We start from the raw sequence: 26897 nt of genomic DNA, 5'->3' as shown, positions 1-26897 counted from the left end.
GTTGAAATGCCACATCGCACGTGACCGCGAGATGAACAAGGCGAAGTCTTGGAGCGTGGCAGACGAAAGTGTGATCGGTTTCGGCGCCCGACACGCTCCCGTGTATGAAATAGAGCCTGTTTTTCCGTTCCTGATGTCTCCACCGGAAACGGACAGGCTCTAGGCCGCGCGCGCTTTACTGAACTGAATGATCTTCGGTTCGCCGCCATCAAGTCTAACGGCGGTCAGGACACCCGTCGCGTAGGCGCCCGTGTCGACATTGATCCGCTGGCGGCCGACGAACACCTCTTCGGTGGGCGTATGGCCGTGGACCACCGTGGCCTTCAGGCCGTGCGGGTTGTCGAGGAACTCGTTGCGGATCCACAGCAGGTCGGCGGCCACCTGACGCTCCAGCGGCAGGCCCGGCTTAACGCCCGCATGGACGAAGACATAGTCGCCATAGACGACCAGCAGCTCCAGCTGCTTGAGGAACGTCTCGTGGGCCGACGGGAAGGCGGCGCGGAAGGCCTGGCGGGTCTGTTCCCACACCTCGGGCTCGGCGCGGCCCACCGGGCGCTGGACGCCGTACGAGGCCATGGTCTCGCCGCCGCCGTACTCCACCCACGACGGCCCGGCCATCGGGTCGTCCAGGAAGTGCAGCAGCGTCTCCTCGTGATTGCCCATCAGGGCGCGGAACTCGAAACGTCCCTCCGCCCCTTGCGCCTTCAGCGCGATCAGACGGTCGATCACCGCCGACGACTGGGCGCCGCGGTCGACATAGTCACCCAGCATCACCAGCACCGGCGGGTCCGGGCGTTCCAGGGCGCGGAAGTCCTCGGTCATCCGCGCGATCAGACCATCCAGCAGGTCGAGCCGTCCGTGAACATCGCCCACGGCGTAAACCACACGCCCCTCGGTGGACGAGGCGCGGCGGGCTTGCTGCTTGGGGCGGAACAGGGATTTGAACATCACACTCGCCGAGCTGGCGACAGGCGCCGGACTGGAATTCGCTGATTTTGCCCCAGGTAGCGGCGCGGTTCAACGGTGACCACTCGTGTTTACTTACAATTTAGCATGATCCTTTTCCGTCAATTTACCAAGTAAATTCGGGTTTGATTTGAGTTAATTCCGAAATAACCATGGTTCAATATTTGAATTAAACCATCTAAATTCAGCTCAAATTCGGCGCGCGAATGAATATTGACCCCACGAACACAGCGGGGTCAGCATGTTCAACACGCGAAACATTGTTATCGGACTCGTCAGCGCTGTCGCGATGATGACCGGAGCTCAAGCCCAGGCCGGCTCGATGCCTTTCCAGCCGCGCGGCGAAGGCGTTCAGGCCCCGATGGGCTTCGCCGAGCTGTGCCGCCGCGACACCGAGACCTGCGGCCTGCCGAACAGCCAACTGGCCCTGATGGGCCTGGGAACGCGCGCCAGCCTCGCCCCGACCTCGTCGATCGGCGTCGCCCTGCCCCACCGCTTCGACGCGCCGAAGACCGCTTCGGTCGACGCCGAGGACGACGGCCTGAACCTGGTTTCGCTGAAGACCCTGGAAGCTGTCACGGTCGCCGAGATCGAAGACTTCGTCCCGGCCGCCCCGCTGAGCCTGGGCGCCTCAGACGCCCAGCCCGCGCCGATCGCCCTGGCCGCCGCCGAGCCGACCCCGGCCGTGCTGGGCTGGACGACCCGCGACCAGCGCGACCAGATGAAGCTGCTGAACCTCGTCAACCAGACGGTCAATCGCGAGGTCAAGAAGGCCAGCGACCTGGATCTCTACGGCATGCCTGAATACTGGTCGCTGCCGCGCCTGGTCGACGGCAAGCTGTATGGCGACTGCGAAGACTATGCCCTGGAAAAGCGCCGCCGCCTGATCGCCGCCGGCGTTCCGGAAAGCGCGATGTCGCTGGCCGTCGCCGTCACCGCCCGCGGCGAAAGCCACGCCGTGCTGATGATCTCGCTGAAGAGCGGCGACATGGTGCTGGACAACCTGACCCCCTGGGCCACGCCGTGGGAAGACCTCAACTATCGCTGGGTCCAGCGCCAGGTTCCCGGCACCGCCCTGTGGACCACCGTCTGATCCTCCTCCCCGAGGTCGACGACGAAGAGCCCCGGACCCGATGGTCCGGGGCTTTTTTCAGTCATCAAGCGACGCGGGAAAACAGCGCTCTGAATGCGTTCGCGCCCGCTCCGGCAAGACCGGAGCGGGCGCGAAAGTCGGGGGGATCGCCAGGCGGAGGACCGCCGGTCGAAATCCTAGAAGATGCGGGCGATCGTCAGGGCCAGACCGGCCCACAGACCGATCGAAACCATCGCGCCCAGGCCCAGGCCGACCAGCGGCGGCATGCGCTTACCGCGCGCCACCGGCGCGACTTCAACGTGGGCGAAGGACATTTTGGCGTCGATCATCGAGCAGCACTCCTGATGCTCCCGATGTAACGTCACTACAAATAAGGACGCCTGAATAAACAGAGTCTATTAGACGTTAAGCATACAGACCCGGGGTTGTGGATTTTTCTCCGCGACGCTGTGAGTCATTTGCGCTAGCGTGCCAGGGTCGGAACTGGAAACCAGTCCGCGACGTGGTGGGGAAATATGAGGGTCATCTGGTGGACGGGGGATCGTATACCGAACTTCTCGCGCCAGGATTGAGCGGCCCGCTGCCTCCGGTGGCGGTTGACTTGCGAAAGCGCGCTCTGGACGTCCTGGCTTCGGCCCTTCTGCTCGCTTTGTTCGCCCCGCTGCTGCTGCTGGCGGCGCTGATGATCAAGCTCGAGTCCCCAGGCCCGGCGCTCTTCCGGCAGACCCGCGGCGGCCTCGCCGGCGCCAAGTTCCAGATCTTCAAGCTGCGCACCATGCACTGCCGCGAGAACGGCCCGGACGTGCTCCAGGCCCAGCGCGGCGACAACCGGGTCACCCGGATCGGTCGCATCCTGCGCGCCACCAGCATCGACGAACTGCCGCAGCTGCTGAACGTGCTGCGCGGGGACATGTCGTTGGTCGGCCCCCGCCCGCACGCCGCCGCCCATGACGACTATTACGGCATGCGGATCCCGGAGTACTACGCCCGCTACCAGGCGCGTCCGGGCCTGACGGGCTGGGCCCAGGTCAAGGGCCTGCGCGGCGGCACCGAGACGGTCGACGCCATGCGCCGGCGGGTCGAGGCCGATATCGACTACATCCAGACCTGGTCGATCCTGAAAGACGCCAAGATCGTCCTGCTGACCATTCCCAGCCTGTTGGTTACAGACAACGCTTACTGAGTGGGCTGCGCTTTCGCGAGGGCAGCATTGGCTCGCTCGGCCACAATCAGGAACGCCAAGCCGATCCGGCCCGACGGGTTGCGGATGCTGTTGGCCAAAGCCTTCAGGCGTCGCTCGCCATTGCCACGCCCGTATTCGGCGCGCACCTGATACATCACCTGCAGGCGCGCAGCCTGGGTCAGCACCGGCCAGTTCTCGTAAGCCAGACGCGTACGGCTCATGAACAGGCTGGTCTGCAGAGGCGCGACTGCCAGAGAGTGTTCAAGCGCCGCATTGGCGGACGCGACGTCTTTACGCTGGAAATCCACGGCGGCTTTGCGCAGCCACGCGCCGCCCGAACCGGGACGCATGGCCACCTCACGGCGGCTCAAGGCCTCCAGGCGCGCCCTAGCGGCGGGATCGGCGGAATTACGCGCCAGGCCGGCCTCGATGCTGGTAGCCAGCACCTCTGCCGAGGCCGTGGGCATCGCCGACAGGTCACCGCCGAAACGCGCGGCGACCAGCGGCGCGGCGACCAGGGCCGAGACCAACAAGACGCCGCCCGCGAACGTCATCGTTCCCCACGACGTCTGAGGCTTGGCGCCCCGGCGATGCAGCGGGGCGGTCGCCGTCATCGCACCCAGGCCGATCGCGAACAACGCTTGCAGCGCCGGTACCTGGACGGCGAAGTCCGACAGGCCGTGCAGCAGCACCAGGACCGTCGCGGCGATGGTGGCGCGAGCCAGGGCGCCCAGCGTGCCCGGCTTGATCGCCTCGATACCGACGCGCCACAGCGTGACCAACAGCCAGGCCAGCATGAACAGACTGCCGACGATGCCGCCCTCCTCCAGCCACTGGAGATAGAGGTTGTGGGTGGCGCGGACGTCGAACAGGATCCGCAGGTTGTCGGTGTTGGTGATCAACTGGTTCACGATCGGGAACGAGCCCAGGCCGAAGCCGAACCAAGGCGAGGTCTTGAAGGCCTCCCAATGCGCGGTGAAGATCGTCTGGCGGACGGCGACGTCGCTTTCCAGGTTCTCCAGGCGTGCCGCGGTCAGATCCGCGCTACGCATGACCACGCCAACGACGACCAACAGAGCCGCCGCCCCCCCGATGAGGGCGACAGTCCGCGCCTTACGGCCCTGGGCGATCACTTGCCAGGTCAGCAGGATCGCCAAGCCGACAACCGTGGCGAAGATGCCGCCGCGCGACGCGGTCAGGGCAAGAGCAACACCAAACACCGCCGTCAGGCCCAGACTGAGGCTTGCGTCCATGCTCAAGCGATCCAGTCGCAGGGATCCGCCTGCGCGCTGGATGGCCTGTGAGAAGAAGGTCGCCGCGAACACCACGCCGACGCCCATCAGGGTGGCGGCGCTATTGGCGCTCAGCAGGGTGGCCCTGAACCGTCCACCGGCGCGCAAGCTGACATGGTCGATGATCGCCAGGGCGGCGAACACGCCCAACGCCAGCAGCAGCCACCAGACCATGGCCCGGCGGCGTGTCTCGGACGCGCCGATGATCTGCGCGGCCAGGAACAGGCAGGCCAGGCCCATCAGGCGCAGAAGGTTCAAAAGCAGCGATGAACGATCGACCGTGATCGCGCCACCCTCGGTTCCCAGATAGAGCCAGACTGGATGAGCGCCGTCAGGACCAAACGGGGTCAGGCTCCAGGCCGCCGCGATCAGCGCGGCCAGGAACATCAGGCTTGGCCAGGGCGAGGCCAGAACGCTGGGCAGCTTGCGGGCCCAGCCGCACAAGATCAGCAGGCCTAGCAGCAGGAGGGCCTGTAGGGCGCTGAAGACAGTGGCTACCGCCATGTCGCTGGCCCCGAACGCGATGATTTCGGCCAGCACCAAAGCAACGAGGGCGCCGACCGCGACGCCCTCGGAAACTTTCAACTTGCGTGTCTTGGAAGCGTCGGGCGACGGCGCGCCCCCGCCCGTCCGCGTCCTAGTCCGCATAGTACTTTCGATAGTTGGCGTAGTAATAATAGGAGTCGCCGTAGCCGTAGCGAGACTGAGCCTTGAGGTCCATCTGGGTCAGGGCGACGCCGGCGATAAACGCCCGCGTGCCTTGCAGCAGGGTCAGGGCCGATTGAACGGCCTTCACCGGCGTCTTCTTCCAACGGACCAGCATGACCACGGCGTCAGCATGCGGCGCGAGGATGCGGGTATCGGCGATCGCCAGCAGTGGCGCGGTGTCCAGCAGCACGATCTCGTAGCGGTTCCGCAGTTCCTGCAACAGGCGATGCATGGCCGAAGAGCCAAGCACGTCCCGCGGCGTGTAGGCCGACTTGGCCAACGGCAGGATATGCGCGCCGCTTTCGTCGTTGATCAGCGCCTGGTCCAGGGTGGCGACGCCGTTCAGCACTTCCAGCAGGCCGACCGGGGCGGGTTCCTTGAGGAACTGGCTGATCGCGCTCTGGCGCAGGTCGCAGTCGACCACGATGACCTTGGCGCCCGAGGTCGCCAGGGTGCGGGCCAGGGAGAACGTCGTCGTGGTCTTGCCTTCGCCCGGCAGGGACGAGGTGACCGCGATGACCTTCACCGTCTCGCCAACCTTGGAGAACAGGATGGACGCGCGCAGCTTACGCAGGCTTTCGGCGAAGCTGGAGAGCGGCTTGGCCAGAAGATAGTCCGGCGGCGTGAGGCCCTTCAGGATCTTGGAATCGTCGACCGTGGTGCCCAGGCTGGGAACCGCGCCTAGGTAGGGCAGGCCCAACCGGCGCTCGACTTCATCCTCGGTGAAGAGGCCGGCCATCAGGATCTCGGCGAGTATGACCGCCGCAGCGCCCGCCCCCAAGGCCAGCATCAGACCCAGGGCCAGATTCAGCGATGGTTTGGGATAGCTAGGGCTGGTCGGGATCTTGGCCGGCGACACCACGCGGGCGTCGGCCTGTTCGATACCGTCCTGGGCCGTGGTCTGCTTGAAGCGGGCCAGCAGGCTTTCATACAGCGTCTTGACCGACTGTGACTTGCGTTCCAGCTCGGCCAGGCCGATGGCGGCGCGATTGTTGCCGGCTAGGGTGCCCCGCGAAACCGAGACGCTCGACGCCACCGAGCCGGTGCGCTGACGCGCGACCTGGGCCTGGGCTTCGAGGTTCGAGATGATCCGGCGGATTTCAGCCTGGATCTGGCTGTCGACATCGGCCAACTCGCGGCGAGCCTTCAAGAGGTCCGGGTGACGATCGCCATAACGACCGGCTAGGTCGGCGACCTGAGCACTCTTGGTCGCACGCTGCTGGCGAAGTTGTTGAACGACCGGCGAATTCAGCGATTCACCAACATCTTCGCCTGTGCTGCCGCGCGCTAGTTGCTGGCGAGCGATGTTCAAGCGAGCGTCGGTTTCGGCCTGCGACGCACGGCTAAGGGCCAGTTGCTGGTTCAGGCCGGAGATTTCCTGCTCGGTCAAGGTCGCGCCTTCGGCGCTGAGCAGGTTGTTTGCGATCTTGTATTGCTGGACCGCCGCGTCGGCCTGTTGCACCTGACCACGCAGCTCTGCGACACGGGTGTCCAGCCATTCATTGGCCTTGGCGGTCGCGTCGAACTTCGCTTCCAGTTGTTCGGTCAGGTACAGGTTGGCGAATGCATTGGCCAACTCCGAAGCGCGCTTGGCGTCGGTATGCGTGTACTCGACCGAGATCAGATATGTCAGGCCCGCGCGGCGAACCTTCAGGCCGTTCAACACATTGTCGACGATCCGCTCTTGCTGACGCTGTAGCTCGACCGGATCGGTCGTCGCGGTCGGCGCGGCGGCCTTCTTGAGCGACGATAGCCAGGCAGCGGCGCCTTTGGCGTCCGGCAGGTAGGGATTAAAGTAAGGATCGTTCTGGAGCTTCAGGTCCTTGACGACCCGGCTGGCAAGGGATCGTGATTTGAGCACCTCGACCTCGGTGTCGACGACGGACGAGTCCGCCGGCAGACCCGAGAGCACCGCGCTCATATCGGTGACCTGTTCTTTTCGCACGTCCAGCATGACCTGGGCCGTCGCGGTATAGCGGGGCGTTTGCTGCAGGGTGAACAGCACCACTGCCGCGAATACCACCACCGCCACCGCCGCGAACAGGCGGAAGCGTCGCCTGAACGTCGCGATCGCGATGTTCAGGTCAAAAGACAACGCTCCGGTGTCATTCACCGGAGCGTTCGAAGTTTCAAAACCGGAGCCGTCCATGGGTACTCTCAGTAGACGGCAAACCTTGCCGTTTCGTGGACGTTATTAGGTGTCGTTCTTAGAATTGCAGAGCGACCGAAGCGACCAGCTTGTTGTCCTTGAACGAAGCGCCCTTGGCGGCGCCGCTCGAGTCCTGCTTCAGGTAGTTGTAGGTCAGGAACAGGCCCACACGACGGTTCAGCAGGTAGGTCGCGGTCGCCGAGAAGTTGTCGCGCTTGTCGTCGCGATCGACGCCCTTGTAATTGTCCTTGCCATGGGTATAGGCGGCCGACAGCAGGACGTTGCGCAGCAGTTCGTGGTCGATCGACGCGCCAATGTTGTTCGCGATGTAGCCTTGCGAACCCAAAGCGGTGGATTCTTCGATCGAGCGCGACCCGTTCAGACCGATCGTGGTCAACTGGGTCGGGAACCATTCCACTCGACCCGAAGCGCTAAAACCGTCGATGTCGGCGAAAGCCGCGTTGTCGTACGACTGCTTCATATAGCCGACCAGGATATCGCCACGCACCAGCTCCGAGACATCGAAGTTAGCGCCGACGCCCACGATATAGCCGTCAGAGCTGCGATCCGTTGCGGCGATATTGTTGTCGTAGTCGCGCTTGTTGCCGGTCGCCGAGACGTATAGCGCCGTATCCGGGCCAACAGCATACTCGGCCTTGCCGCCGTAGTAGGTTTCGGTGCGATCCCGGAAGTCCTGGTCGACGATGCCGGTGCCGGCATTGTTCGGGACGTCCTCGTAGTTGAAGTCCTTGTTGTCGACGCGAGCGATGACGCGCAGACGGTTGAACTCCTTGGTCAGCGAGACCGAACCCTGGGTCAGGTCATACTCGACGGGCTCGCCCGAAGCCGTGGGAGCGGTCGGCGCGGTGCGCGGCTCGACGAGGTGCTGCGTCTGGACCGAACCGGTGATGTTCGAACCGCGCGCGATGTCGATGCGGCCGTTGGCGGACAGCGTGTACTCTTCGGCGTCTTCCGTACCCTTGTCCGAGTAGCGGATGATGTTGCCGCCGGCGAAGAAGCCGAGCGCGTGACGCGACCAATCCGAACGCACAGCCAGTTCCGGCTTCACGCGCCAGATGTTGTCGTCGGTCTTGCCCGCGGCGACGGCGTAGATGTTGTCGTTATGCTCGAAGTCCACGGTCACGCGCGGATACAGCGTGAAGCCGCCAGCCTTTTGGCCGGTCGCTTCATAGTCCGGGCGCGGGCGCTGACGAACGGAGACGTTCTTGTCGCGCTTGAAGTTGGAGCCGAGATCTTGCGCCTGAGCAATCTGAGGCGCGGTCAACGCGATACAGGCCGCAATGGCCGAGCACGTTAGAATTCGCATGGTTTATCCCCACCAGTAAGCGGTGGCCGGCGCGCGTCGTGACGCACCGGTCCACCTCGAGGTTTATTCGTTTAGCCGCAGTAAGCGGCGATAACGCCGGCGCACGGATCGTAAGGCGCGGTCGGCGGCGCCGTGGTCGTGCCGCCAGCGCCAGCGCCGGCAGCAGCGCCGCCGTCGGCGGGAGCCGTCGACGACACGCCTTGCAGGCTGACCAGGACGCTCGGAGCGCCACCGGCGTCGGTCGAAGCCGTCGCGGTGACGGTGGCCGATTGACCGGTCGCAGCCAGTTGTTGCTGCACGGCCGGGGCCGTGGCGACGGTCTGGGCCATTTCCGGAGCCACCGCAGCGGCGACCTGAACGGCCACGCCGGCGCTCACCGTGCCGTTCGACACGGCTTGCACCAGAGCCGCGGCGATCACTGTCGGCGAAGCGCCAGAGGCGGCCAGGGCGTTGGACACAGCGGCCTGGATCGCGGCCAGCTTGGCTTGCGGCGACAGACGGGCGAAGCCCGGCTGGGCAGCGGCCGTACGGGCAGCGGCTTGAATGGTCGCTTGCAGCGAAGCGGCCGTGGCCGGCGCCGTGGTGGCGGCGGTTTGAGTTTGTGCCCAGACGGCGCTAGCGCCGACGGGGGCAAGCGCAACGGCCAAGCTGATGGCGATAGCGCGAACGCGGTTAGAAGCCATTGCTCCCTCCAATTGAACGGGGTCCGTTTAGGACAACGTAAACGAATGCTCTAGCCCGGATTACGCTTTTTCGACGATTTCTCGGCGAGACCGTCTCTCGAAGATCACACACCGCCGCAATCATCGCGCGAATAAGAGAACGCTACCGGGCCTATAGACTAAGAATATGACGAGCCTGCCCCGCCGTGGGCCATACGCAGAGTTTTTATCGGCGGTTTGGTTAGGCCTAAAAAACCATGTACAGCCACGCCTTGCAACGGCGCTCGCGTAGAATCCTTAGTTAATGCTCCGAATCTGGTCGATTTCGCCCTATAGGCGATCAGATCGTTCGAATATTTCGCAATCAGCTTGGTTAAGCCCAAGCAGAAACGGAATTAAGCTGCCGCGGAAGTTGCCGTCGCGACTTGCTGGCGCTGCACCAGACACCCGTACCAACCCAATCCGGCATAGGTTTCGTAGCCCGGAGTCAGGGCGTAGCCGACGGTGATGTCGCCATCCGCATAGCTGCCCATCGCGCCGCCCGAGACATTGAGCGGAAAGATCTCGCTCAGTACGCCTTGATTGTCGGACGAGGCCAATACTCGCCCCTTCTGGTCGAGAAGCATGACCCGCGAGCGTTCGCGCTCCTCGGTCGTCAGGCGCACGCCGTCAACCACCGCCTGGGCCTGGGGCCGCCAGTCGAAGTGCACACCCAGGACGCCCAGCACCTCGCCCTTGGCCTGGCCGCCCGCGCGGATGGCCGTGGCGTAGGTGGCGACGGGCGCATCGCCCAGGGCGCGGGACTTCTCGATGTCGCAGGCCACGAAGTCGTCGCCCGTAGCCGTGCGCATCCCATCCCGGAACCACTTGGCGTCGGCGACCGACTGACCGACCACGCCCCCGTAGCGGCCCGGACGGCCGTTGGCGACCACCCGCCCCTTGGCGTCGCAGATCCAGAGGTCGAGATAGACCGTATAGGCGTCCAGGATCACACCCAGGCGTTCGCTGGCGTAGCGGCGGACAACCGTGTCGTCGCCCTCGGCCAGGCAGGCCACGACGGCCGAGTCCGTCGCCCACCAGCGCACGTCGCAGGTGCGCTCATAGAGATTGCGGTCGACGATCTCGATGGCGTTCAGGGCCAGGTCCGCCAGGCGTTGGCCGCGCATGTGGCCCAGGATCGCCCCGCCGATCGCCGACAGCTCGTCGAGGTCGGCCCGCACCTGGCTGTCCAGGGCGGCAGCCACCGCGTCGATCTCGGTCGAGATCTTCTTGAACTCCTCGGCGACGATGGCGAAGCCCTTGCCGGCCTCGCCCGCGCGGGCGGCCACGATCAGGGCGTTGATGGCCAGCATCTTGGCCGCGCGATTGACCCTGGCGATCTCGCCGATCTTCTCGCCCGCCACGCTGGACAGTCGCTCGGACAGATCCAGGATCCGTTCCGGGCGCAGAGTTGCGTCCTGATCCATCGGCAGAAGCGCCCCCACGCAAACTTTCGGGCGAATCGGCCCGATCCACGCAAGATGACGCCCTCGTCACGGCCGCGCGATGACAGCGCAGGTCACACCCAAGCCGGAAGGCTCTCCAAACACGAAAAAGCGCCGGAACGCCCGCGAAACGGGCGCCCGGCGCTCAAGATTTCGGCGAAGATAACGCCGTTCTAGACGTCAACCTCGGCGTCGAGGGCGTTTTCCTGGATGAACTCGCGACGCGGCTCGACCAAGTCGCCCATCAGGCGGCTGAACATCTCGTCGGCGTCGTCGGCATGATTCACCCGCACCTGCAACAGGGTGCGCGCCTCGACGTCCAGGGTGGTTTCCCACAGCTGGTCGGGGTTCATCTCGCCCAGGCCCTTGTAGCGCTGGATGGTCAGGCCCTTGCGGCCCGCATCCATCACGGCGGCCACGAGGTCCATCGGCCCCCGGACGGTGGTCGACTTGTCCTTGCGGCGGAACACGGCGCGGCCTGAGAAGATCTCGGCCAGGGTTCCTGCCCGCTCGGCCAGGCGACGGGCGTCGGCGGCGTGCAGCAGGCCATCGTCCAGCACCACGTTCTCGGTGACGCCCCGACGGACGCGCTTGAACACATAGGCCGTGTCGCCACGCTCGCCCGTCCACGGGCCATCGCCTTCCTCGGCATAGAGATCGAGGCGGGTCGAGGCGGCGGCGATGTCGGGCTTGTCGCCGAACAGGCCGGCCAAGGCCGACTGCTCGATGGCGAAGGACGGCGCGCGCGCGGCCAGACGATCAATATTGCCCTTGGCCTGACGGCACAGCTGCACCAGGGCCAGCAGGTCGTGGCCGGTGCGGCGCTCGCCCGACGGCAAGTCCAGCTCGGCCCCGTCGACGCCTTCGTCGATCAGGAAGGCGTCCATCTCGCTGTCGTCCTTCAGATAACGCGAGGACTTGCCCTTGGCGGCTTTGTAGAGCGGCGGTTGGGCGATGTAGATGTAGCCGCGCTCGATCAGCTCCGGCATCTGCCGGTAGAAGAAGGTCAGCAGCAGGGTGCGGATGTGGGCGCCGTCGACGTCGGCGTCGGTCATCAGCACGATCTTGTGGTAGCGCACCTTGTCCGGGTTGAAGTCGTCGCGACCGATGCCGGCCCCCAGGGCCGTGATCAGCGTGCCGATCTGGTCGGACGACAGCATCTTGTCGAAGCGCGCCCGCTCGACGTTCAGGATCTTGCCGCGCAGGGGCAGGACGGCCTGGTTGTCGCGATTGCGAGCCTGCTTGGCCGAGCCGCCGGCCGAGTCACCCTCGACGATGAAGATCTCAGACTTGGCCGGATCGCGTTCCGAACAGTCGGCCAGCTTGCCGGGCAGGCTGGTGATGTCGAGCGCGCTCTTGCGGCGGGTCAGTTCACGCGCCTTGCGGGCGGCTTCGCGGGCCGCGGCGGCTTCGGCGATCTTGCTGACGATCTGCCGGGCTTCGTTCGGATGCTCCTCGAACCAGGTCGCCAGACCTTCCGAGACCAGGCCTTCGACGGCCGGGCGCACTTCGGACGAGACCAGCTTGTCCTTGGTCTGCGAGCTGAACTTGGGGTCCGGCACCTTGACCGACAGCACGCAGGTCAGGCCTTCCCGGGCGTCTTCGCCGCCCAGATTGACCTTTTCCTTCTTCATGATGCCCGAGCTCTCGGCATAGCCGGTGATGATCCGGGTCAGGGCCGCGCGGAAGGCCGAAAGGTGCGTGCCGCCATCCCGCTGCGGGATGTTGTTCGTGAAGCACAGCATCTGTTCGTGGTAGCTGTCGTTCCACCACATGGCCAAGTCGACCTCGACCTTGTCCTTGACGCCGCGCACGACGATCGGGGCCTTCAGCAGCGGGGTCTTGACCTTGTCCAGGTGGCGCACGAAGGCCTCGATGCCGCCGTCATAATGCAGCTTTTCTTCCCACGGCTCGGCGTCGCGATGGTCCTTGAACCAGATCGTCACGCCCGAGTTCAGGAACGCCAGCTCACGCAGGCGGTGCTCCAGGGTCTTTCGGTCGAATTCGATGAAGGCGAAGGTCTCGCGCGACGGGAAGAAGGTCACTTCCGTGCCCGACAGCTGCTCGCCGGCCTTGGGGCCATCCTCGCGCACCGGCGACTCGCCCGTGACCTTCAGCGAGGTCACCGCGTCGCCGCGCTCGAAGCGCATCTGGTGGACCTTGCCGTTGCGGTGGATCAGCAGTTCCAGCCAGTCTGACAAGGCGTTGACGACCGAGACGCCCACCCCGTGCAGGCCGCCCGAGACCTTGTAGCTGTTCTGGTCGAACTTACCGCCGGCGTGCAGCTGGGTCATGATGACCTCGGCCGCCGAGACGCCTTCGCCCTCGTGGATGTCGGTGGGAATGCCGCGACCATCGTCGGTGACCGTCACCGAGCCGTCGGCGTTCAGGATCACCTGGACCTTGGTGGCGTGACCGGCCAGGGCCTCGTCGATGGCGTTGTCGACCACCTCGTAGACCATGTGGTGCAGGCCCGAACCGTCGTCGGTGTCGCCGATGTACATGCCGGGACGCTTGCGAACGGCGTCCAGGCCCTTCAGCACCTTGATCGAGTCGGCGCCGTACTGGGCGGCGGCCTCTTCGGTCGTCATCTCGGCCGACACTTCGGGAACTTGGTCTTCGGTGTTCTCGGTCATTCGTCTTCCAGGGTGGTCAGGCCGGCCTCGCCCACGCGAACGCCTAATGCCCGACCCTTGAGATGGTCGAACAGCGACTCGTCCGTGCCGGTGAGGAAGGCCTGGAGCTTGAGCGCCGTGAGTTCGTCGGCCAATGCGGCTCGTCTCGTAAGATCGAGATGCGCGGCGACTTCGTCGAGTAATATTACAGGATTCGGCGCGGATTCCGCACGCGAAAGTCGCGCCGCCTGGGCCAAAACCAGGTTCAAAATCAGCGCTTTTTGCTCTCCGGTCGAGCATTCCGCCGCCGGACGGTCCTTCTCGACGTGGAAGATGGCCAGATCGCCCCGATGAGGACCGGTCAGGGCGCGCCCGGCGGCCCCGTCACGGGCTCGCGCGACACTGAGCGCAGCGGCTAACCGTTCCTCGATCTCGGCGAACGGAACCCCGTCCAGGGCCAGTTTCTCCCACTCGCCGGTCAAGGTCAGGCGGGCCTGCGGGAAAGGCCGGTCGCCACGGCCGTCGATTTCGTTCTGCAGCGCCGAAAGCGTGCGGGCGCGGGCCTGGGACATCAGGGCGCCGGATTCGGCCAGGCGGGCCTCCAGCGCGTTCAGCCAGGTCGCGTCGGGCGCCGCCCCGGCCTCGGCCGCATCGGTCAGCAGCCGCATGCGCTCGCGCTGGGCCTTGTCATAGGCGTTGGCGTTGGCCGCATGGGCGGGTTCTCCCGCGAACACCAGACGGTCGAAGAATCGGCGGCGCTCGGAGGCGGCTTCCAGGAACAGGCGGTCCTGTGCGGGCGTCAGCCAGATCGGCCGGACGTGGTCGGCCAGGCGGCCAGGCGAGACAGTCTCACCCTCGATGCGGACGGTGCGGCGGGCCGCCCCGCCTTGCTCGACGCCGGTGCCGATGCGCAGAGGGGCGTCATCCCCGCTCTCGACCTCGGCGGCCACGGCCCAGGCCCGGCCCACGGCCTCGCCGGGCATGCGCCGGCCGACCTCGGCCATGCTGGAGCCGCGCAGGCCCTTGCCGGGGGTCAGCAGACTGATCGCCTCGAGGAGATTGGTCTTGCCGGCCCCGTTGGCGCCGAACAGGTAGACGCTGCGCCCCTCGGTCTCGAGGCGCGCTCGCGCGTACGAGCGGAAGTCCGTCAGGGTCAGGGAAAGCAAAGCGGCCGACGCCATGCCGCCTAATAGCACTTCGTCGGCGATGCGCAGCCCCCGGACTTCAGGCGAACCCGCCGCGCCGCCTCAGCGCCAGGTGAGCCAGGGTGTGAACCTCGCCCCGCGCCAGGTGCAGGGCGTGCCGCCCGCCCAACAGCAACACGGTCCAGAGCCCGAGGCTCAGCCCCACCGTCGCGACGCGTTCCCAGGCGATGCGCATGCGCGCCTCCATGTCCAGAAGCGTCGGGGATGCGCCCCGATCTTGGCCGCAAAAGGCCCGGATCGGGGCGAAAAGCGCGCCCGCTCAGCCGATCTTGTAGCCGCAGAGCTTGTTGCCATCGAGGTCACGGAAATAGGCGAAATAGGCCTTGGGCATACGCGCGCCCGGCTGGCCTTCGTCCTGGCCGCCCAGTTCGATGGCCTTGGCGTGGAAGGCGTCGACCTCCTCGACGGTGTCGAAGGCGAAACCGCCCATCATGCCGTTGCCGATGCAGGCCGGATTGCCGTCATACGGACCCAGCACCCCGAACATGCAGCCCTCGCCGCGATAGAGGCGGCCGCCCGAGGGATGTTCGAACAAGGGCTTGAAGCCGATCGAGCCCAGCAGGCCGTCATAGAAGGTCTTGGCCTTCTCCAGGTCGTTCGAGCCGACCGTCACATAGTTCACCTTGGCCATGGGCCGCCTCCCGTTTTGATATAAAACGGACCTTAGCCCCCTTATGAGCGTCGGCAATATGACCCTTACGTCAGGGTCATCGTTCCCAGAGCGATCGGTGGCCGTAGACCCAGGCGCCGACATCGGCAAAGCGATCGGTGACGATCGAACAGGTCCGCACCCGCCCGGCCTTCGCGGATGTGATCCAGCCAGCCCGCTCCAGGATCTTCAGGTGCTTCATGAACGAGGTCAGCGCCATGTCGTAAGGCGCAGCGAGTTCGCCGACGCTCGCCGGACCCTGGCCCAGTCGGCTCAGAATGGCCCTGCGGGTGGGATCGGCCAGCGCCTGGAAGGTGTCGGAGAGCGCTTCGGCATGCTTATCCATGTGGCTAAGCATGCCGCGTAACCGCCTATTTTGCCAATCCCTTTACTTCGCCAGGGAAATTCCCAGCACCTTCTGCAGGAACTGGGTCTCGACCTCGCGGCGGCGGTCGTTGTTGGCTTTCTTCAGGAAGCCATGGCCCTCGTCCTTGAACTGGACGTACCAGGTCTCGATGCCCTGGCCGCGCAGCTTGGCGACGACCTGGTCGGACTCCGACTTGGGCACCCGCGGGTCGTTCCAGCCCTGCATGACCAGCATCGGCTTGGTGATCTTGCCCACATTGTTCATCGGCGAGATCGTCTCGAAGGCCTTCAGCATCTTGGGGTCGCGCTCGTCGCCATATTCGACGCGGCGCAGGTCGCGGCGGTAGGCCTCGGTGTTCTGCAGGAACGAGACGAAGTTGCTGATGCCGTAGCGCTCGACCCCGCCGGCCAGACGGTCGGAATAGTGGGTCATCACGGCCAGCGACATGTAGCCGCCGTACGACTGGCCGTAGACGACGACCCGCGACGGATCCAGGTCCGGCTGCGTCTTGATCCAGTCCAGCAAGGCGCCGATGTCCTTGACCGAGTCCTCGCGCTTCTCGGCGTTGTCGAGGTTCAGGTAGGTCTTGCCATAGCCGGTCGAGCCGCGGACGTTCGTGACGATCACCGCCGCGCCCAGCTCGGCCACCGTGTGCTGGTGGAAGGCGTTGAAGGTCGGGCGCGACTGGCCTTCCGGCCCGCCGTGGATGTCGATGATCACTGGCGCCTTCTGGCCGGCCGCCAGCTTGGGCTTGTAGACGAAGGCCGGGATCGAGCGCTTGTCGAACGACGGGTAGCGGACCAGGTCTGGAGTCGCCAAAGCCTTGGCGTCCAGGCCGCCCAGCTCCGAGGCCGTCCAGCGTTCGAGTTTGGCGTCGGTCACGCCCCAGCTCCAGGCGTCGCTCGCCGCGGTCGGGGTCGCCAGGCTGAAGCCCAGTTTCGACCCGTCGGGCGAGAAGGCGATGTCGCTGACCACCCCGGCCGGCAGCTGCGGTTGCGGCAGGGCGCGGCGGGTGCGGAAGTCCTGCACCACCAGCTTCGAATAGCCGTCCTCGTTGACGACATAGGCCAGGATGCGGCCGTCATCGGACAGGGCGAAGTCCTCGACATCCCACGGACGCTCACCCGAAAGGGTCACCTTCGCGCCCGTGGCCAGGTCGATCTGCGTCAGGCGCTGGAAGTCCGAGCCCTCGTCCGACAGCAGCAGCACGCTGCGGCCGTCCGGCGTGAACTTGCCGCCGCTGTAGGCGATCTTGGTCTTGCTCGGGTTCAGCTCGGTCAGCTTGCCGGTCGCGACGTCGAGCAGCCAGCGCTTGGACTCCGAGATCGAGAAGTAGCGGCCCAGCAGCACCGTCTTGCCGTCGGCCGACACCGCCAGCGGCGAGACCTGGCCCTGACCCTTGTAGATCACCTTCGTCGCGCCAGAGGCGTCGCGCATCAGGACGTCGGAGTCGCCCGAGCCCTTGGTCGACCGCGACCAGACCAGGACCGAGCCGTCCTTGGACCAGGCCGGCGAGCCGTTGCGGGTGCCGGTCTCGGTCAGTTGCTTGGTCTTGCCGTCGGCGTCGCGCAGAAACAGCTGGAACCACTCGTCGCCGCCGGTGTCCCTGGAGAACAGGATCTGGCCGCCCGGCAGGGTGTGGGCGCCGCCGACGGGCTCGTCATAGAAGGTGATCTGGCTGCGGTCGGCGCCGGGCGCGGCCACGGTGTGCAGCTGGTTGGTGTTGCCAAAACGCGTGGTGATGACGATGCCGCCATCCGCGCTCCAGTCGCCGAAATAGGCCGAGCGGGCGTTCTGGTACCTGGCCAGGCTCTCGCGGATCGCGGGCGGCGCGACCGGCACGTTCTCGAGGATCTGGTTGCCCATCTCCCTGCGCTCGACCGACTGGGCGAGCGCGGGAACGGCGGCGGCGAGGGCCAGGACGGCGGCCGAGGCGGCGAGCAGCTTCTTCATGACGGAACCCCGAAAGCAAAACGGGCGCCCAAGGCGCCCGTTTCTCAAGACAAAGACCGCGGATCAGACCCGCAGCGGCATCAGCACGTACTTCACGCCCGGATCGACCGGATCGACCACCAGGGTCGGGCTGGCCGGGTCGGCGAAGCGGAACTCGGCCTGCGGGCCGGCGATCTGGCCGCAGACGTCCAGCAGGTAACGGGCGTTGAAGCCGATTTCGAAGGGCTCGCCGTCGTAATCAACCTCGACCTCTTCCACGGCCTGGCCGGCTTCCATGTTGCGGACGGTCAGGGTGATACGGCCCGGCTCGATGGCCAGCTTCACCGAGCGGCTCTTCTCGGCCGAGATGGTGGCCACGCGGTCGACGGCCTTGGCGAACAGGTCGTTGTCCAGCGTCAGGATCTTGGCGTTGTCGCGCGGGATGACGCGCAGATAGTCCGGGAAGGCGCCGTCGATGACCTTGGAGGTCAGGGCGGCCGCGCCGAACTCGAAGCGGACCTTCTGGGGCGAGAGCTGCAGATCGACCGTCTCGCCGGCCGATTCCATCAGGCGGCGGGCCTCGGCGATGGTCTTGCGCGGGATGATCACGCCCGGCAGGCCGGCCGCGCCCTCGGGGGCCGGCATCTCGGCCAGGGCCAGGCGGTGGCCGTCGGTGGCCACGGCGCGCAGCTTGGTCTCGCCACCCTCGTTGACCGTGTGGACGTAGAGACCGTTCAGATAATAGCGAGTCTCTTCGGTCGAGATCGCGAAGCGGGTCTTGTCGATCAGGCGGATCAGCTCGTTGGTGTCGACCGCGACGCGGCTCGACAGGCCGTCGCTGCTCATCACCGGGAAGTCGCCCGCCGGCAGCACCGGCAGGTTGAAGCGCGAGCGGCCGGCCTGGATCACCAGGCGCGGATCATCGCCGCTGAAGCTCAGCGAGACGTCGGCGCCGTCGGGCAGCTTGCGGACGATCTCGTACAGGGTGTGAGCCGGCGCGGTGATCTGGCCGGGAACGTCGATCTGGGCGAAGCCCTCGTCGATGATCTCCATGTCCAGGTCGGTCGCCGAGAACGACAGGCGATCGCCCTCCGCTGACAGCAGGATGTTCGACAAGATCGGGATGGTGTTGCGGCGCTCGACGACGCTCTGCACGTGACCCAGCGCCTTCAGGAGCGCCGCCCGTTCGATGGTAAGCTTCATAGTCGGTCCAGATCGCGCGGTCGGCCGATGGAATCGACCGCTACCCCCGTTGAGAATGGACCGCCGACATTATCGCAATGCGCGAACGGGGGAAGGGGGCGCGGCGGTCATTTCCGCGCCCCTTTAGCTTAGAAACGTCGAACTCAAGCCTTCGTGTCGAACGAACCACCCGAGTTGTCGCCATCCGCGCCGGCTCCGGCATACGGATTTGCCGACGCACCGGCCTGTTCGGGCCCGCCCGGACCGGTCGAACCCTTGGCCGCCACGGCGACCATGGCCGGACGCACCAGGCGGCCCATCAGCTCGTAACCGGCCTGCAGCACGGCGACCACGCCGCCGGCGGCGACCTCGGTCGAGGGCTGCTCGGTCACGGCCTGGTGCAGGTGCGGGTCGAACTTCTCGCCCTTGGCAGGGTCGATCTTCTTCAGGCCGTTGCGTTCGAAGGCGCCTTGCAGCTCCTTCTCGGTCATCTCGACGCCGATGATGAAGTTCTTCACCACCGCGTCGGTCGAATCCTTGGGGCTGTGGGCCGTGGCGCGCGATAGGTTGTCGGCGACGCCCAGCAGGTCGCGGCCGAACTTCTGGATCGCATAGGCGCGCGCGTCGTTCATCTCGCGCTCGGCGCGGCGCTTGGTGTTCTCGGCCTCGGCGGCGTAGCGCAGCGCCTGCTCCTTCAGAGCGGCCACTTCCAGCTTCAGCGCCTCGATCTCTTGCGAAGCGTCATCGGCTTCGAAGGCGATGTCTTCAGCCGGCGTTTGCTCGTCGGTCATCTCGTACAGTCCTTATCCATCCATCATCCGCCCCAGCACCCGGGCGGTATAGTCCACCAACGGAATGACTCGGGCGTAGTTCAATCGCGCCGGACCGATCACGCCGATCGCTCCCAGCACCTTCTGTCGGCCCGTCATATAGGGCGCCGCGATCACCGAGGAACCCGAAAGCGAAAACAGGCGCGTTTCGGCTCCGATATAGATGCGCACGCCCTCGGCGTCACGAACGTCGTCCAGGAGGCCGATCAGTTGGCCCTTCTGCTCCAGGTCGTCGAACAGCTGGCGCACGCGGTCGATGTCCTCGCGGGCCCGCGCATCGGCCAGCAGGTTGGCCTGACCGCGCACGATCAGCGAGCGCGCGTCGCCCTCCCCGCCGCTCCAGGCGGCCAGGCCGTCCTCGACCAGGCGGGCGGCGGTCTCGTCCAGCTGCCGGCGGGCGATGTCCAGCTCGCCGCCCATCTCGGTTCGCGTCTCCGACAGGGTGCGGCCGCGCAGGCGGGCATTGAGGAAGTTGGACGCCTCCTGCAGGGCCGAGGGCGTCACCCCTGGGGCCTGGCGCATCAGGCGATTCTCGACCTGGCCGTCCTCGAACACCATGACCGCCAGCACCTGGCCACCGCCCAGGGGCACGAACTCCACATGCTTGACCCCGCCCTCACGGACCGGCGTGACGACGATGCCGGCTCCGCCGGCCAGGCCAGACAGGATCGACGAGGCTTCCGCCAGGGCTTCCTCGAACGAGCGGCCCTTCACGGCCAGCCGCGCCTCGATGGCCTGCTTGTCGGCCTCGGCGACGTCGCCGACCTCCAGCAGGCCGTCGACGAACATCCTCAGACCCGCATGGGTCGGCAGGCGGCCGGCGCTGGTGTGGGGCGCGTCCAGCAAGCCCAGCTGGGCCAGGTCCTGCATGGTGTTGCGGATCGAGGCCGGCGACAAGGCCAGCCCCGCCCGCGACAGGGTGCGCGAGCCGACGGGCTCGCCGGTCTCCAGATACGACTCGACCACGCGCCGGAAAATATCGCGGGCGCGGGTGTCCAGCTCGGTGAGGCCCGGCGCGCGGACGATCGGACCCGGGAAAAGATGCGTCATGCTTTTAGGGCCATAGGGCGTGTCGTTTGGGACCCGGTCGGCGGACAAAAGCTGTCGGCCTCTTTCAAGTTCGGCTCTCAATAGGATAAGCGCCACCCACACACATTCAAATAGCCCTGAAAGCCAGGAGTTTCCCATGCGTCCGTCCGAACGCGCCCCCGACCAGCTGCGCGCTGTCATGCTGGAAACCGGCGTCAACCGCTACGCCGAAGGCTCGTGCCTGGTCAGCTTCGGCCACACCAAGGTGCTGGTCACCGCCACGGTCGAGGAAAACGTCCCCGGCTGGATGCGCAACAAGGGCGCCGGCTGGGTCACGGCCGAGTACGGCATGCTGCCCCGCGCCACCCACACCCGCGGCCGCCGCGAGGCCGCCGCCGGCAAGCAGACCGGCCGCACGCAAGAGATCCAACGCCTGATCGGCCGCTCGCTGCGCGCCGTCGTCGACCTGAAGGCCCTGGGCGAGCGCCAGATCAGCCTGGACTGCGACGTCATCCAGGCCGACGGCGGCACCCGCACCGCCGCCATCACCGGCGCCTGGGTCGCCCTGCGCCTGGCGGTCAACTACCTGCTGGAAGAGGGCGTGCTGAAGGCCGACCCGATCCTGGGCCAGGTGGCGGCCGTCTCGTGCGGTGTGTTCAACGACGTGCCGGTGCTCGACCTCGACTACGAGGAAGACTCGAACGCCGAGGCCGACAGCAACTTCGTGCTGACCGGCAATGGCGACATTTGCGAGATTCAGGCCACCGGCGAAAAGCGCGGCTTCACCCGCGCCGAGTTCGAAAGCCTGTACGCGCTGGCCGAGAAGGGCATCAACGAGCTGTTCGCCCTGCAACGCGAGGCGATCGGCGGTTAAAGCCTCCCCACCGCACTTGTTCGAACGGGGTAACGGTCCCAGATTCCTAATCTGAAGATCAGGAGTTTCGCGTGACCACCCCGTTCGAAGGCTACGAAGTCGAAGCCCGCCTGCGCCCGTCGGCCGAGGCGTATCGCTTCGACCTGGACCAGGCGCTGGCCTCGATGGTCGCGCTGGAGGCCCAGGTCCCGCCCGACGCCTATACGGCCGGCATCCTGGGGACCGAGCGCGTCGGCAACGGCGTGGTCGTCGGACCCGGCGGCCTCGTCCTGACCATGGCCTATCTGATCACCGAGGCCGAGGAAGTCACCCTCACCCGCAACGACGGCCGCCGCGTGCCGGCCCACGTGCTGGGACTGGACGTCCGCTCGGGCCTCGGCCTGGTCCAGGCGCTGGAGCCGCTGGACCTGCCGGTCATGACCATCGGCAGCGCCAAGGACCTGGAGGCCGGCTCGTCGGTCATCGCCGCCGGGGCCGGTGGCCGCGCCCACGCCGTGGCCGGCAAGGTCCTGGCCCGCATGCCGTTCGCCGGCTACTGGGAATATCTGCTGGACGAGGCGATCATTACCGGCCCCGCCCATCCGCACTGGAGCGGCGCGGCCCTGATCGGCCCCAAGGGCGACCTGGTGGGCCTGGGCTCCCTGACCCTGGAAGGCCGCGACCAGAACGGCGACGCCAAGCCGATCAACATGTTCGTGCCCGCCGAGCTCTTGCCGCCGATCCTGGACGAGCTGGCCCGCGGCCGCAGCCCGCATCCGCCGCGCCCGTGGCTGGGCGTCTTCGCCCAGGAGATGGAGAACCACGTCGTCATCGTCGGCATCTCGCCCAAGGGCCCGGCCGCCCGCGCCGAGCTGCGGGCCGGCGACCTGATCCTGGCCGTCGATGGCCAGCCGATCTCGGACCTCGCCGAGTTCTACGACCGGATGTGGAGTCTGGGCGACGCCGGCGTCAGCGTGCCCCTGAAGATCCTGCGCGAAGGCGACAGCTTCGAGGTCGAGATCCGTTCGATGGACCGCGCCAGCCTGCTGAAGAAGCGACGCCTGAATTGACCAAGGGTCCCTGGGAGCAACCCGACCCGCCCGCCGCCGCGACGCCGTCGCGGCCGGCGGCTCCGCGTCATCGCCTGTGGCTGTGGCTCGGCCTGCTGGCCGCCGTCGGCGTGCTGATCGTGGCCCTGATGCGCGCCTATCCCGAGGCGATCCAGACCGGCGACGACCAGGCCAGCCTGTTCCTGCGCCTGGGCATGGTCGTGCTGGTCTCGACGGTGCTGCTGCGTGGCCTGCACGGTTCGCCGCGCCAATATCTGAAATATGCGGCGGTCTGGACCGGGATCATCGCCGTCCTGGCCCTGGGCTATGCATACCGCGCCGAGCTGATGCAGGTCCCGCAGCGCCTGCAGCTGGCCTTCAACGTCGGCACGCCGGTGACCGTCGGCGAGCGCACCCTGGTCGTGCCGCAGGGCGAGGACGGCCACTATGTCGTCGACGGCCTGATCAACGGCCAGCGCGTGCGGTTCATGGTCGACACCGGCGCCACCGAGACCGTGCTCAGCCCCGCCGACGCCCGCCGCCTAGGCATCCCCGTCGACACCCTGAACTATGGCTACGAGTCCGAGACCGCCAACGGCAAGGGCTACAGCGCCGCCTATGACGCGACCACCCTCGAGGTCGGCGCCATTCGCCTGGAAGGTTTCCGGGTGATGGTCAACAAGGCCCCGATGAGCGGGTCGCTGCTGGGGATGAGTTTCCTCAAGCGGCTGGAGGCCTTCGAATTCCGCGACCGCCAGCTGATCCTGAAATGGCGCGAGGACGGCCAGGGCCGCGCCTACTAGTCCTCGTCCAGCCCGTCCGCCGGGCCGTATTCAAAGGTTAGCAGGTCGCCCGGCTGGCACTGCAGCTCGCGGCACAGGGCGTCCAGGGTCGAGAAGCGGACGGCGCGGGCCTTGCCGGTCTTCAGGATCGAGAGGTTGGCGATGGTCACACCCACCCGGTCGGAGAGCTCGGTCAGCGACATGCGCCGTTCCAGCAGCACGCGGTCGAGGTTCACGCGGACAGGCATGCGGCGATCGCTCCGGTTCAGATCGTGAGTTCGGCTTCGCGACGAAGGCGGGCGCCCTCGCGGAAGACCTCGGCCAGGACGAAGACGACCAGCACCGAGAACCAGGCGGTCAGGGTGAAGCTGTCGTCGATGACCTTGGCCTTGGGGGCCAGCCAGCGGGCCATGCCCGAAAAGACGTAGCGCCCGACTTCCAGGCCCGCGAGGACCAGGCCGATCAGGCGCAGGCGCACCACGTTGTCGGGATGGAAGGGGTCGCCGGCCGTCAGGGTCGCGAAGATCTTGCGCAGCCGCTCGACGATGATCATCCAGCCGCCCAGCAGCAGGGCGTAGGCCGCCAGCGCCCCGGCGAACAGCGCGCCGTTGCGGCTGATGGCCTCCACGGCGTCGCTGATCGGCAACATCGAGGCCAGCAATTCGGGATTGAAGCTGAACAGCAGGGCGACCAGCGTGAACAGCGACAGAAGGCTCACGAAGATCCAAAGCCCGACGTAGATGACGTCGAGGATGATCTTCAGGAAACTCGATACGGAGCCGGGCCCCAACGCGCGCATGGCTGCTCCCCAACAGCGACGCTCAAACATGCCCCGCGTCGCGAGGAGACGTCAAAAGCTAGGGCTTGGAAACCCTGGAAACTCTTGGCTCGCCTTAAAGCGTCTGCACCACGAACGCCACGGCCGACACCGGAACCGCCACGATCAGGGCGGCGGTGATGGCGGTCATGACGACCTTGTCGGCGATGCGGAACAGGCGGGCGGCGGACATCTTGTTTTCCAGTTTGAGCGACGTGGTCGGGGCCGAGCCATTCGGTCCCTCGCCACAGTCAACAGATAGGCGGCGATTTCGGTTCCGCCAATCTCGTTTATCGAGAAACGATATTAAACTACCGTAATGATGCACGTGGGTTGGGAACAGTTGCCGTTAGGTCACAGTGGCGTGTGTGGCGACCATGGAGGTTCGTTTCGAGGCGACTCCGAACCAGTCCGAAAGCGCCGGCCGACCCGCCCGCCAGTCGCTGACCTGGCGCACGTCCTGGTAGGCCAGCTGCACCGCCACGGCGATCTCGCCGATCTCGAAGCGCTCGCCCGACAGGCCGCCGTCGACCACCGCCGCCTCGAAGAGATCTAGCGCCGCATTCACGGCCCGTAGCTGACGCTCGAACAGGTCCTGGCGATGCTCGGCTTGCGGCCGCATCCGCTCGCGCACGACCAGCACCGAAGCGTCGCCCATGCCGTCGGCGGCGGCTTCCAGGGTCAGGGCGCGGCGGCGGGCGGGTTGGACCTGCGGGATCAAGCGGGGCTCGGCGAGGCTGTCGACATAGTCGGCGACGACCCCGGAATCGAAGATCACTTCGCCGTCGTCGAGGATCAGGGCCGGCACCTTGCACAGCGGGTTCTGGCTGCGCAGCGTCTCGTCCTGGAACGGCGCGACGATCTCCAGGGAAAAGAGCTCCGACAGCCCTTTTTCGAGCGCCAGCACACGAACCTTGCGGGCAAAGGGCGAAATTGGAGAGTAAAGGAGCCGCATCAGGTGATTTCCCCCAGGAGTGATGGACATGGCGCTGAAGCTTGAAATGGGATCGAAGCTGGTGGCCGCCACCCACAATCCCGGCAAGGTGCCCGAGATCGCCGCCCTGCTGGACGGTCGCTTCGAGATCGTCACCGCCGGCCAGCTGGGCCTGCCCGAGCCGGACGAGACCGAAAGCACCTTCGTCGGCAACGCCCTGCTGAAAGCCCGCCACGCCGCCGACCTGTCGGGCCTGCCGGCCCTGGCCGACGACAGCGGCCTGTCGGTCAAGGCGCTGGACGGCGCGCCCGGCATCTACTCCGCCCGCTGGGCTGGTCCGGGCAAGGACTTCGCCATGGCCATGGACAAGGTCGCCGAGCGGATCGAGGCGACGAGCACGGAAGACTACGCCGCTTGGTTCACCTCGGCTCTCGCCGTCGCCTGGCCGAACGGTCCGGCCGTGGTGGTCGAGGGCCGCGTCGACGGGACCCTGGTGTTCCCGGGCCGCGGGACGCGCGGCTTCGGCTACGACCCGATCTTCATCCCCGAGGGCCACGACACCACCTTCGGCGAGATGGAGCCGGCCGCCAAGGACGCCATGAGCCACCGCGCCCGCGCCTTCGCCAAGCTGAAGGCGGCGCTGTTTGACTAAGGCCTTAGGCGTCTACGTCCACTGGCCGTACTGCTCGCGGATCTGCCCCTATTGCGACTTCAACGTCGTGCGTGATCGGGGCAAGACGGACGAGCAGACGGCCCTGGCCGACGCCATCGTCGCCGATCTGACCGCTCAACGTGAGCTGACCGGCGAGCGCCAGCTGCTGTCGATCTTCTTTGGCGGCGGCACGCCCTCGCTGATGGATCCCGAGCAGGTGGCGCGGGTGATCGACACGGCCAAGCGCCTGTGGTCGCCCGTCGCCGACCTTGAGATCAGCCTCGAAGCCAACCCCACCGACGCCGAGGCCGGCCGTTTCGAGGCCCTGGCCGACGCCGGCATCCAGCGCCTCTCGCTGGGCGTCCAAGCCCTGGACGACGAATCCCTGAAAGCCTTGGGCCGCAACCACGACGCCGGCGCGGCGCGGCGGGCGATCACGGCGGCGACCAAGGCCTTCCCGCGCCTGTCCATCGACCTGATCTACGCCCGCCCCGGCCAGACCGACGCGGCTTGGCGCGCCGAACTCGCCGAAGCCATCGCCCTGGGCCCCGAGCACGTCTCGCCCTACCAGCTGACCATCGAGCACGGCACCGCCTTCGACCGCGCGGTGGGACGCGGGACCCTGGTCGTGCCCGACGAGGACCTGGCCGCCACCCTGTTCGAAACCACTCAGGAGCTGCTCGAGGCCGCCGGCTTCGACGCCTACGAGGTCTCCAACCACGCTCGGGGCGAACAAGCCCGCTCGCGGCACAATCTCGTCTACTGGCGGGGCGTCGACTATGTCGGCGTCGGCCCCGGCGCGCACGGCCGCCTGGCCCTGCCCGAAGGCCGCGCGGCCACGGTCGCCCACCGCGCCATCAAGGACTACATCGCCGCCGTGACCGAGACCGGCGTCGGCTTCGAACGCGAGATCCTGAACCCCGAGGAATCCGCCGAGGAGCGCCTGGTCCTGGGCCTGCGCATCGACGACGGCGTGGGATTCGCCGAGATGGCGCCGCTGGGCCTTACCGCCGACCTGCCCAAGGTCCGCGATCTGGTGCAGGCCGGCCTGCTGGTTGACGACGCCAATCGTTTGCGCGCCACTCGCGCGGGTCGCCTGGTGCTGGACCGGCTGACAGGAACGCTCGCGACCTGATA

26 protein-coding genes and 1 pseudogene are annotated in these 26897 nt (G+C 66.6%); 7 read left to right on the top strand and 20 right to left on the bottom strand.

Annotated elements, in window-relative coordinates; genetic code table 11:
• Window positions 1–159 precede the first annotated feature (159 nt).
• Window positions 160–948: a metallophosphoesterase family protein gene (locus tag AC1RR5_RS02480; protein ID WP_492919511.1), complete on the bottom strand. Its 789-nt coding sequence runs from the start codon at window positions 946–948 to the stop codon at window positions 160–162.
• A 310-nt stretch (window positions 949–1258) separates the two neighbouring features.
• Between AC1RR5_RS02480 and AC1RR5_RS02475 the strand changes: the two genes are divergently transcribed.
• The gene (locus tag AC1RR5_RS02475; RefSeq protein ID WP_492919510.1) at window positions 1259–2059 is read left to right on the top strand and encodes a transglutaminase-like cysteine peptidase; all 801 of its coding nucleotides are present in this window, start codon (window positions 1259–1261) and stop codon (window positions 2057–2059) included.
• Window positions 2060–2235: 176 nt separating this feature from the next.
• On the opposite strand, the gene AC1RR5_RS02470 is transcribed toward AC1RR5_RS02475, so the two are convergent.
• Window positions 2236–2388, bottom strand: a complete 153-nt coding sequence (locus AC1RR5_RS02470; RefSeq protein WP_492919509.1) for a hypothetical protein — start codon at window positions 2386–2388, stop codon at window positions 2236–2238.
• 200 nt (window positions 2389–2588) lie between these two features.
• Here AC1RR5_RS02470 and AC1RR5_RS02465 point away from each other — a divergent pair, with 200 nt between their 5' ends.
• Window positions 2589–3242 carry a sugar transferase gene (locus AC1RR5_RS02465; protein ID WP_492919508.1) on the top strand — a complete coding sequence of 218 codons (654 nt, stop codon included), beginning with the start codon at window positions 2589–2591 and terminating at the stop codon, window positions 3240–3242.
• On the opposite strand, the gene AC1RR5_RS02460 is transcribed toward AC1RR5_RS02465, so the two are convergent.
• From AC1RR5_RS02460 to hrcA, 14 genes and pseudogenes are all read right to left on the bottom strand, one after another.
• Window positions 3236–5119: an O-antigen ligase family protein gene (locus AC1RR5_RS02460; protein ID WP_492919507.1), complete on the bottom strand. Its 1884-nt coding sequence runs from the start codon at window positions 5117–5119 to the stop codon at window positions 3236–3238. The two genes, AC1RR5_RS02465 and AC1RR5_RS02460, sit on opposite strands and share 7 nt — an antisense overlap.
• A gap of 52 nt (window positions 5120–5171) precedes the next feature.
• Window positions 5172–7391: a GumC family protein gene (locus AC1RR5_RS02455; RefSeq protein WP_492919506.1), complete on the bottom strand. Its 2220-nt coding sequence runs from the start codon at window positions 7389–7391 to the stop codon at window positions 5172–5174.
• A gap of 58 nt (window positions 7392–7449) precedes the next feature.
• Window positions 7450–8718 (bottom strand): outer membrane beta-barrel protein, encoded by a 1269-nt coding sequence (locus tag AC1RR5_RS02450; RefSeq protein ID WP_492919505.1) that lies wholly within the window; start codon window positions 8716–8718, stop codon window positions 7450–7452.
• A gap of 71 nt (window positions 8719–8789) precedes the next feature.
• The gene (locus AC1RR5_RS02445; protein WP_492919504.1) at window positions 8790–9401 is read right to left on the bottom strand and encodes a hypothetical protein; all 612 of its coding nucleotides are present in this window, start codon (window positions 9399–9401) and stop codon (window positions 8790–8792) included.
• Window positions 9402–9775: 374 nt separating this feature from the next.
• Window positions 9776–10916, bottom strand: a pseudogene (locus AC1RR5_RS02440) (methyl-accepting chemotaxis protein).
• Between the two features lie 121 nt (window positions 10917–11037).
• A complete protein-coding gene (gene gyrB, locus AC1RR5_RS02435) occupies window positions 11038–13500 on the bottom strand; it encodes a DNA topoisomerase (ATP-hydrolyzing) subunit B (RefSeq protein ID WP_492919502.1) in 2463 nt (820 codons plus the stop codon).
• Window positions 13497–14660: a DNA replication/repair protein RecF gene (recF, locus tag AC1RR5_RS02430; RefSeq protein ID WP_492919501.1), complete on the bottom strand. Its 1164-nt coding sequence runs from the start codon at window positions 14658–14660 to the stop codon at window positions 13497–13499. The genes gyrB and recF overlap by 4 nt, the downstream gene beginning before the upstream one ends.
• A gap of 43 nt (window positions 14661–14703) precedes the next feature.
• Window positions 14704–14859, bottom strand: a complete 156-nt coding sequence (locus AC1RR5_RS02425; protein ID WP_492919500.1) for a hypothetical protein — start codon at window positions 14857–14859, stop codon at window positions 14704–14706.
• 84 nt (window positions 14860–14943) lie between these two features.
• A complete protein-coding gene (locus tag AC1RR5_RS02420) occupies window positions 14944–15315 on the bottom strand; it encodes a VOC family protein (RefSeq protein ID WP_492919499.1) in 372 nt (123 codons plus the stop codon).
• Window positions 15316–15391: 76 nt separating this feature from the next.
• On the bottom strand, window positions 15392–15679 hold the full coding sequence (locus AC1RR5_RS02415; RefSeq protein ID WP_492919498.1) for an ArsR/SmtB family transcription factor: 288 nt from the start codon (window positions 15677–15679) through the stop codon (window positions 15392–15394).
• 42 nt (window positions 15680–15721) lie between these two features.
• Complete coding sequence (locus AC1RR5_RS02410) at window positions 15722–17653, bottom strand: S9 family peptidase (RefSeq protein ID WP_492919497.1); 1932 nt, start codon at window positions 17651–17653, stop codon at window positions 15722–15724.
• Window positions 17654–17716: 63 nt separating this feature from the next.
• Window positions 17717–18835 carry a DNA polymerase III subunit beta gene (dnaN, locus tag AC1RR5_RS02405; protein WP_492919496.1) on the bottom strand — a complete coding sequence of 373 codons (1119 nt, stop codon included), beginning with the start codon at window positions 18833–18835 and terminating at the stop codon, window positions 17717–17719.
• A 143-nt stretch (window positions 18836–18978) separates the two neighbouring features.
• Entirely contained in the window at window positions 18979–19605 is a 627-nt protein-coding gene (gene grpE, locus AC1RR5_RS02400; protein WP_492919495.1) for a nucleotide exchange factor GrpE, read from the bottom strand.
• Window positions 19606–19617: 12 nt separating this feature from the next.
• On the bottom strand, window positions 19618–20694 hold the full coding sequence (hrcA, locus tag AC1RR5_RS02395) for a heat-inducible transcriptional repressor HrcA (protein WP_492919494.1): 1077 nt from the start codon (window positions 20692–20694) through the stop codon (window positions 19618–19620).
• A 136-nt stretch (window positions 20695–20830) separates the two neighbouring features.
• Here hrcA and rph point away from each other — a divergent pair, with 136 nt between their 5' ends.
• From rph to AC1RR5_RS02380, 3 genes are all read left to right on the top strand, one after another.
• Window positions 20831–21547 (top strand): ribonuclease PH, encoded by a 717-nt coding sequence (rph, locus tag AC1RR5_RS02390; protein ID WP_492919493.1) that lies wholly within the window; start codon window positions 20831–20833, stop codon window positions 21545–21547.
• 71 nt (window positions 21548–21618) lie between these two features.
• Window positions 21619–22596 (top strand): S1C family serine protease, encoded by a 978-nt coding sequence (locus tag AC1RR5_RS02385; protein WP_492919492.1) that lies wholly within the window; start codon window positions 21619–21621, stop codon window positions 22594–22596.
• Window positions 22593–23378 (top strand): retropepsin-like aspartic protease family protein, encoded by a 786-nt coding sequence (locus AC1RR5_RS02380; protein WP_492919491.1) that lies wholly within the window; start codon window positions 22593–22595, stop codon window positions 23376–23378. The genes AC1RR5_RS02385 and AC1RR5_RS02380 overlap by 4 nt, the downstream gene beginning before the upstream one ends.
• Here AC1RR5_RS02380 and AC1RR5_RS02375 read toward each other — a convergent pair.
• The 4 genes from AC1RR5_RS02375 to AC1RR5_RS02360 all read right to left on the bottom strand — a co-directional run bounded on the left by AC1RR5_RS02375 (window position 23375) and on the right by AC1RR5_RS02360 (window position 25129).
• Window positions 23375–23605 carry a helix-turn-helix domain-containing protein gene (locus AC1RR5_RS02375; RefSeq protein WP_492919490.1) on the bottom strand — a complete coding sequence of 77 codons (231 nt, stop codon included), beginning with the start codon at window positions 23603–23605 and terminating at the stop codon, window positions 23375–23377. The genes AC1RR5_RS02380 and AC1RR5_RS02375 overlap by 4 nt on opposite strands.
• Window positions 23606–23622: 17 nt before the next feature.
• Complete coding sequence (locus tag AC1RR5_RS02370; protein ID WP_291874712.1) at window positions 23623–24156, bottom strand: DUF2975 domain-containing protein; 534 nt, start codon at window positions 24154–24156, stop codon at window positions 23623–23625.
• A gap of 94 nt (window positions 24157–24250) precedes the next feature.
• Complete coding sequence (locus AC1RR5_RS02365) at window positions 24251–24367, bottom strand: hypothetical protein (RefSeq protein ID WP_295108901.1); 117 nt, start codon at window positions 24365–24367, stop codon at window positions 24251–24253.
• A gap of 156 nt (window positions 24368–24523) precedes the next feature.
• Entirely contained in the window at window positions 24524–25129 is a 606-nt protein-coding gene (locus tag AC1RR5_RS02360; protein WP_492919489.1) for a glutathione S-transferase N-terminal domain-containing protein, read from the bottom strand.
• Between the two features lie 28 nt (window positions 25130–25157).
• On the opposite strand from AC1RR5_RS02360, the gene rdgB reads away from it, so the two are divergent.
• Window positions 25158–25760: an RdgB/HAM1 family non-canonical purine NTP pyrophosphatase gene (gene rdgB, locus AC1RR5_RS02355; protein ID WP_492919488.1), complete on the top strand. Its 603-nt coding sequence runs from the start codon at window positions 25158–25160 to the stop codon at window positions 25758–25760.
• Window positions 25753–26895: a radical SAM family heme chaperone HemW gene (gene hemW / locus AC1RR5_RS02350; RefSeq protein ID WP_492919487.1), complete on the top strand. Its 1143-nt coding sequence runs from the start codon at window positions 25753–25755 to the stop codon at window positions 26893–26895. Before rdgB ends, hemW begins: the two co-directional genes overlap by 8 nt.
• Window positions 26896–26897 lie beyond the last annotated feature (2 nt).

The sequence above is a fragment of the Caulobacter sp. GW821-FHT11E11 genome (genome assembly GCF_058808315.1).
This window is presented reverse-complemented; position numbering and strand designations above follow the sequence as displayed.